9 protein-coding genes are annotated in these 6,631 nt (G+C 56.7%); 6 read left to right on the forward strand and 3 right to left on the reverse strand.

The genetic code is table 11. The features are described 5' to 3' along the window. Window positions 1-179 precede the first annotated feature (179 nt). Window positions 180-506, reverse strand: coding sequence for a helix-turn-helix transcriptional regulator (locus KSX58_RS10645; protein WP_081028321.1), 327 nt, complete (start codon window positions 504-506; stop codon window positions 180-182). On the opposite strand from KSX58_RS10645, the gene KSX58_RS10090 reads away from it, so the two are divergent. The 6 genes from KSX58_RS10090 to KSX58_RS10115 all read left to right on the forward strand — a co-directional run bounded on the left by KSX58_RS10090 (window position 507) and on the right by KSX58_RS10115 (window position 4,653). Then, on the forward strand, window positions 507-875 hold the full coding sequence (locus tag KSX58_RS10090; protein WP_217752124.1) for a helix-turn-helix domain-containing protein: 369 nt from the start codon (window positions 507-509) through the stop codon (window positions 873-875). Between the two features lie 12 nt (window positions 876-887). Then, window positions 888-1,427, forward strand: a complete 540-nt coding sequence (locus tag KSX58_RS10095; RefSeq protein ID WP_217752125.1) for a DUF4236 domain-containing protein — start codon at window positions 888-890, stop codon at window positions 1,425-1,427. Further along, on the forward strand, window positions 1,420-2,124 hold the full coding sequence (locus tag KSX58_RS10100) for a DUF3800 domain-containing protein (RefSeq protein ID WP_217752126.1): 705 nt from the start codon (window positions 1,420-1,422) through the stop codon (window positions 2,122-2,124). Before KSX58_RS10095 ends, KSX58_RS10100 begins: the two co-directional genes overlap by 8 nt. Further along, a complete protein-coding gene (locus KSX58_RS10105; RefSeq protein WP_055063205.1) occupies window positions 2,121-2,651 on the forward strand; it encodes a hypothetical protein in 531 nt (176 codons plus the stop codon). The genes KSX58_RS10100 and KSX58_RS10105 overlap by 4 nt, the downstream gene beginning before the upstream one ends. A gap of 156 nt (window positions 2,652-2,807) precedes the next feature. After that, entirely contained in the window at window positions 2,808-3,215 is a 408-nt protein-coding gene (locus tag KSX58_RS10110; RefSeq protein ID WP_055063204.1) for an ImmA/IrrE family metallo-endopeptidase, read from the forward strand. Between the two features lie 157 nt (window positions 3,216-3,372). After that, a complete protein-coding gene (locus KSX58_RS10115) occupies window positions 3,373-4,653 on the forward strand; it encodes a tyrosine-type recombinase/integrase (RefSeq protein WP_162182096.1) in 1,281 nt (426 codons plus the stop codon). Window positions 4,654-5,002: 349 nt separating this feature from the next. Here KSX58_RS10115 and KSX58_RS10120 read toward each other — a convergent pair whose 3' ends face one another. Further along, entirely contained in the window at window positions 5,003-5,287 is a 285-nt protein-coding gene (locus KSX58_RS10120) for a hypothetical protein (RefSeq protein ID WP_055308662.1), read from the reverse strand. 59 nt (window positions 5,288-5,346) lie between these two features. Then, window positions 5,347-6,631 (reverse strand): GH25 family lysozyme (locus KSX58_RS10125; protein WP_217752127.1); only part of this gene is annotated, 1,285 nt, incomplete at its 5' end.

Genomic DNA, 6,631 nt, shown 5'->3' on the forward strand with positions numbered 1-6,631 from the left:
CGCCGTCCGCGTGAGAGAGTTCCAATTCCTCGCGGACGGCTTTCCTTATCGCGCCCAGCATCGCCGGGTGCAGGCGTTCGAACTCCTCAACGGAGATCGGGTTCGTGGATTCGTCCGGTGTCTCGGCCGGAATATTGATGCTCATTTCGGATTCTCCTTTCGATTCATGCGTCAGCGACTTATGATTTTTTGTCTCTGACGAAGAACTCACTGACATCACACCCAATCGCTTCAGCAATTTGATGCAATTCACGAACAGTGAATGGCGATGACGCTGGATATCTAAGCCTCCTTGTCAATGTGACTCGAGGGATTCCAGACTTCTCCGACGCCTCAGAAACGCTGAATTTCGCACTGGAAAGAGCCTTGTCAACTCGTTTTGCAACTGTTGCTGAATACTTCATGCTGTCCATGCTTTGCATACTAATGCCCATTTGGGCAGTATGCAAGTGCGACACGCCCAAACGGGCAGTTGTTAGCAAATTTACAGTCGTTATACTGTCCATATGGACATTAATGAAGCAACAGCTAAAGCAATTGCTGCAGAACGTTCTGCAGCAGGATTAACCATCAAAGAGCTTTCGGAGAAGTCTGGCGTACCAGAGCGAACGCTAATCAGAATGCTGAAAAACGAGCGCGACATCAAAGTAACGCAAATAGCTCAGCTAGCAGAAGTTTTCGGTATTAATCCACATGAACTCATTGAGGAAGCCGAGAAATTCATTGCTAGAGCCGCGCGCAATGAAGCTCGCGAGCGCGAGTCCCAAATCACCGATGATCTCATCGACCGTATCGCCGCGCACCCCGAAGACTATGACGTGGCCGCCAACAGGGATCCGAACGCACGCCTCGAAGCCGAGACGCCCGACGAGTGAGAGGAGTGAATAATGGGTTTCAGGGTCAATCGCAGGATCAGCCTGGGCAAGAACGTCCGGGTGAATATCGGTAAAAGAGGCATCAGCACGTCCGTGAAGATGGGACCGGTCACAGTCAATTCGAGGGGACGTAAGACCGTCCATGTGGCAAAGGGCGTCTCATATACCATCAATCCGAAGACGAAAAGAAACACCGCTCCGCAGCGGAGGTCAACTGTCGAAAGCAAGCAACAGGCGAGTTATGCTCCCTCATCTGCAGGCAGCACGCCACATGAGCCTCGCCCAAAGACTTTGAAGCAGCTCGAGATCCAGTACAAGGCATATAACGTCCTTCTCTGGGTGATGTACGCGCTGACCGCGTTCACCATTCTCATGTGCTTCTTCAGCCCGGTCATGCTCGTCTTCGCCATCCCGTTCACGCTGATGTCAAAAGGCTTCACCAAGCTCAGGGCGACGCTCAGGAAACAGCTAGAAGAGAGACGAGCCGACGACGCGTCTCCGAAGGCCACAGACATGGAGCCACGGATGAGTGAAAGGAACGCAAATGACTGAATACAACCTGTATTGCGATGAAAGCTGTCATCTGGAACATGACGACAGCGACGTGATGGTCCTTGGAGCCCTCATTATCCCCAAGGATAAAAGGCAGGAAATCACAGAGAATATTCTCCAGATCAAGGCACGTTACGGTGTCAAGGCACGCACGGAAGTGAAGTGGACGAAGGCCAGCATGCCGAAAATCGACCTGTACAAGGATTTGCTGAACTGCTTCTTCCTGGATGACGACATGAGGTTCCGTGTTCTGGTGGCCAAGAAGACACATCTGAATCATGAGGCATGGTCCCAGTCACACAACGATTGGTACTACAAGATGTATTTCACCATGCTGAACAGGCTGTTCGATTCCACGAACACCTACAACGTGTACGTGGACATCAAGGACACGCACTCCGCGCAACGTACCGAGAAACTGGAGGAAGTGCTAGCAAACAGCCACTACGACTTCAACCACGAATGCATCAAGAAAGTGCAACCAATCCGTTCAGACGAAGTGCAAATGATGCAAATCACCGACGTGATCAACGGAGCCGTATGCAGGGCGAACCGGACGACCATCCCCCAACCATCAGGCGCGAAAGCCGAAATCATCGACTACATACGCATGAAATCAAAGCTCCGACTCACCCAGTCAACAACCCTGGGCACGCGCAAGTTCAACATCTTCGTCTGGGAAGGACGGAACGCATGACACCGCATTGGACACCGGAGCTCGTAACCAAATCCCCGATAGAAGACTTTGCCGTATATGAGGATAGGATTTATGCAATCTTCAGACATGACTTCATAGATTCACATCCATCATTCGACGGCCTCAGAGTTTCCGTACGCCGCCAGAAAGAGGAGACCGACGGAAAATGGGCTGGGTTTTTCCACATCACCAGCGTCGAAGACTACACAACCGGCGAGAGGAATGTCGATCTGCGTAGATGTGAGCGGATCAGGTTTCCACGGAAGACGATTGACAACGCAAAGGATTGTCCGCAATGCCATTATGAGGTATGTGATGCGCCATTAATCTGGAGGAAGCATAAGCATGGCCGCGATAGGTTATATATCCTCATTGAATCAGAACGGTATCTAGTCGTGCTGGAACCACATAAGGACAGAGGCTACTGCATGTTGGTCACCGCCTACTACGTCGACCATGATCATAGCTTCAACAAACTTCTGAAAGAATATGATCAGTCAAGTTTGAACGGGAATTGCGTTCAATAAAAAGCAAGGGCCGCCGCAGCGACCCTGGAGACTCCTTCTACAACTCGGTAGATGAGCTGATTCAAGCATCACATACGACACTCCAACTGTCAAGCAGAACTTGACAAACAGCAAAAAAGTACTTCTCGAAAAACAATACTTCCGGAAGAGAGGAATGTGGATAACAAGACCATCGCGGAGCTTCACCGGAACGCGGAATCCATGGGTCTGTCAGTCATGTCACGCGACCTTCCCCGTGACATATGCGGCCTATACGACGATCGACACAAACTCATTCTGCTGGCCGACTGGCTCAACCAGCGCCAGCGCCGTTGCACGCTGTGCCATGAGCTCATCCACGCGAAACACCACGATCCAGGCTGTGGTAGCCAATACGGGTTGAAGTGCGAGCGCCGGTGTCGCAGGGAGACCGCGCTGGCGTTGATCAGTCCCGTGGACTATGGCATGGTGGAGCAGATATACGAAGGCAATACGTGGATGATGGCCGTGGAATTGGGCGTCACCATCCAAGTACTGTCGGACTATCGGCAGCTGTTGTACGATTCCGGCGTGTGCGTGCAATAAAAGAAGCTCAGCGTCCACATACCGCGACGGGAAACAAAAAAGGGTCCCGCCCGAACACAGTCGGACGGAACCCAAGGAACCAACAATCAGCATTTCCGTTTTCACCAAAATGAGGTTCCACGCACAGTGTAGCGCGGATCCTCGGAAAGAGACAACCATGGCCAGAGCGTTCGTAGACGACAGATGGCTCAAAAACGACGAGGACGGCAACCCGCCCAGCAGGGCCGCGAAACAGTCGCTGGCCAATGCGAAGGATCCGATGAAAGCCAATGTGCCCGGCAAATGGCGGTCCGCGCTGTACGGCCAAGGCTCACGGTGGAGATGCCGCTGGTACACGCTTCGAGACGGCAAACGCGTCCAGAAATCACGGAACTTCGCCAAGCTCCGTGACGCTGAGGAATACGCAGCGGCCATCGAGGACGACATCAGACGCGGCAAATACCGCGACCCGCAGCAGGAACTACGCATCTTCCGGGACGTTGCCTCCGAATGGACGGACGGCAAGATGGATATCAAACAGGGCACTTTGGGCAGATACCGCCGCGAATTGCGCGTTTACATCAATCCCAAGTGGGGCGATCGCACACTGAGGGAAATCCAACGCGACGAACTGCAACAGTGGGTCACGCAGCTCACCGAAGGCGGGTATCCCGCCGAACTGCAGGACGATCGCGAATCGAAGCCATTGAGTCCACGCAGCATCCGCAACATCGTCAAGGTCGTCATGGGCGGTGTCATGGAATTCGCCTTGGAGCACGGCTGGATCGGAGAGAACCCCATTGAAAAGGTCACCGTGCCGCGCATCACGCAATCCGATGACGACATGGTGTTCCTTACCGTCGAGGAGGTGGAGTTGCTGGCCGGCATGGCCGAACGGGCAGGACGGCCGGTAGACGGGCTGATCGTCCGCTGGCAGGCATACACCGGTGCCCGCATTGGCGAGACGCTGGCACTCAAATGCGGCGACGTGGATGTGGAATCACGCAGGGCGCGCATCCGCCGCACTTGGACCGACGACGGCAAAGGCAGGCTTGTGCTGGGCACGCCGAAGAACGGCAAACCGCGCAGCATCGCCATACCCAGATTCCTCATACCGTCCATCGAACGGCAGATGGAGGGCATGGGCGACGACGACTGGCTGTTCCGCGCGGCAAGAGGCGGGAACCTGTGGACGAACACGTGGCGGACGCGTGTCTGGCGAAAGGCCGTCCGACTGGCCGGCATGGAGGACGAGGGCGTGACCATCCATAGTTTGAGGCATAGCTATGCGAGCTTTGCGATTGCTCAAGGCGCGGATGTGAAGACCCTACAGATGCAGCTCGGCCACTCCTCACCCAGCATCACGCTGAACACATACACGGCTCTCTGGCCGGAACGATTGGACGATGTGGCGGACGCGATTGGCGAGCTGCGCGCTGAACAGTTGAAGACCGTCTAGACGCGGAGGTTGCGCGGTCATCGTGTCGAATCGTGTCGATAGCCTACGGCCAAGAAAAAATAAAGCCTTGGAAACGTAATGTTTCCAAGGCTTCCGGTCGGGCTGACAGGATTTGAACCTGCGACATTCTGTTATATCTGGTGGTTTTTAGGTTTGGTTTGCCAGAATGTTTGGAGATTAGGAAACGTTGGTATTTCAACGCTTTTGCCATCCTGCAAGTTGTGACTGGTTATGACTGTATGGAACGCAACGTGACGGTCTTTGTATGCGGTTTGTATGCGGAATGAAGAAAAAGCCCCTTCCATGGAGCGAATACCACGGAAGGGGCTATATGGCTATATCTGGACTCTTAGTCAGAGATCCGATCCTTGCTGAGCTTGCCGCCGAATGCCTGATTGACCAGCACGTACACGGCCTGCGAGACGCCCACCACTGCGGCGAGCGCCACTCCCCATGTCGCGTGGGTGAAGCCTCCGGTAGCGCCGACGGCGATGACGCCGAGGACAATAGAGGTTCCGAGGCTTACCAGGCCGACGTAATCGGCTGGGATGTATTTCTTTACTGCCTGCACGATGGCAGGGCAGACGAGTGCGACGATCGCGGATGCGAGCGCCGTTGCGTTGGAGATGTCCATCTTGATCCTATCTATTGTAGATATGGCTTCCGCAACGTTTGTGTTGCGGAAGCGTTTTATCAGCGGAGCACTTGGCCGGGGTGAATGACGTAGGGGTAGCTGAGGCCGTTGCGTTGCGCGGCCGCCTGCCATCCCGACGGGCCGTAGATGGCCCACAGGCTCTCGCCTGCTGTGACCACGTGGGACGTGCCGACGACGTGCGCGCCGACGCTGGAGGCCGTGGAGCCTCCGTAGCAGACTTGCTGCCCAGGCCAGATGCGGTTGATGTTGCCGCTTGGCACGCTCCATGCGCTGGCCGGCGTGCGGCCGGTACGGCTGGCGATCGCGCTCATGGTGTCGCCGGAGCTGACCACGACGCAGTAGGCTCCGCCGTTGTTTCCGGACACGCTGCCCGAGGATCCGGCTAGACGACGGTTGACGATGGCCATGACCTCCGTGTAGCGGCTGCCGAGCAGCTGGCGGCGTTGCGGGTCGTTGCCGTACTCGCCTCGGATCACGGCCGAGGCGAGTGTGTTCGCGTCGGCGACCGGGGCTCCGTTGGTCTTGTTGTTCTCCGGCGGCGTGGTCGCGTTGGACGTGACGGAGGATGCCGGAGCGCCCGCGTACTTCGCCCAGGTCACGGCGTCGCCGTAGAACCAGTTGACGTCCACCGCGCCGCCGATGCCTCCGACCGCGCCGGAACTGGAGTACTGCCACGCGGCCGCGAACGGCCACGGGCTGACGGAGTACGGGACGGCTCCAGGATTCCGGAGCCTGTCACCGGCATAGCCTCGCGGATAGCCCGCGACCCACAGTCCGGCGTTCGTGGCCACTACGGCCGACCAGTCGCCGGTCGGAATCATGGCCGCGCTCATGTAAATCATCGGGTTGACGCCCCATGTGGCCTTGACGCGGTTGACCCAGCGTAAAGCCCACCATGTCTGCTTGCCCCAATATCCGCCGGGAGCGGAAGGCTCCCAGTCGAGCACTGGGATGGCGCGGCCGACCATGCCGCGTGCCCGCGCCTCGGCCACGAATTTGTCGGCCTCGGCTTCCGGACTGCTGGTCTGTGGACTGGCGAAGTCGTAGGCGCCCTCGCGGATGCCGTTGGCTCGTGCGGCGTTGACCTGGCATGTGGCGTATGGGTTGACGTACCCCGTGCCCTGATTGAGCTTGATGAATGCGAAGTTGACGCCGGACGACTTGGCCTGCGCGCCGTCCCAGCAACCTTGATAGCTGGCCGTGTCGATGCCGGTGTCGGCCATCGCCGCCGGGGCGACCGCCATGGATATGGCGACCGCGAGCGCGGTCAGTAGCTTGCGCCATTGTCGGCGTGGATTCATGCGCTTGTGTTTCGGCTTGCCT

Origin of the sequence: Bifidobacterium sp. MSK.17.10 (assembly GCF_019129655.1) — a bacterium.
Classification (GTDB): domain Bacteria; phylum Actinomycetota; class Actinomycetes; order Actinomycetales; family Bifidobacteriaceae; genus Bifidobacterium; species Bifidobacterium adolescentis.

Excerpts from the sequence above, each read along its gene's own strand:
- KSX58_RS10645 (WP_081028321.1), bottom strand. The coding sequence starts at position 506 with ATGGACAGTATAACGACTGTAAATTTGCTAACAACTGCCCGTTTGGGC.
- KSX58_RS10090 (WP_217752124.1), top strand. The coding sequence starts at position 507 with ATGGACATTAATGAAGCAACAGCTAAAGCAATTGCTGCAGAACGTTCT.
- KSX58_RS10095 (WP_217752125.1), top strand. The coding sequence starts at position 888 with ATGGGTTTCAGGGTCAATCGCAGGATCAGCCTGGGCAAGAACGTCCGG.
- KSX58_RS10100 (WP_217752126.1), top strand. The coding sequence starts at position 1,420 with ATGACTGAATACAACCTGTATTGCGATGAAAGCTGTCATCTGGAACAT.
- KSX58_RS10105 (WP_055063205.1), top strand. The coding sequence starts at position 2,121 with ATGACACCGCATTGGACACCGGAGCTCGTAACCAAATCCCCGATAGAA.
- KSX58_RS10115 (WP_162182096.1), top strand. The coding sequence starts at position 3,373 with ATGGCCAGAGCGTTCGTAGACGACAGATGGCTCAAAAACGACGAGGAC.
- KSX58_RS10120 (WP_055308662.1), bottom strand. The coding sequence starts at position 5,287 with ATGGACATCTCCAACGCAACGGCGCTCGCATCCGCGATCGTCGCACTC.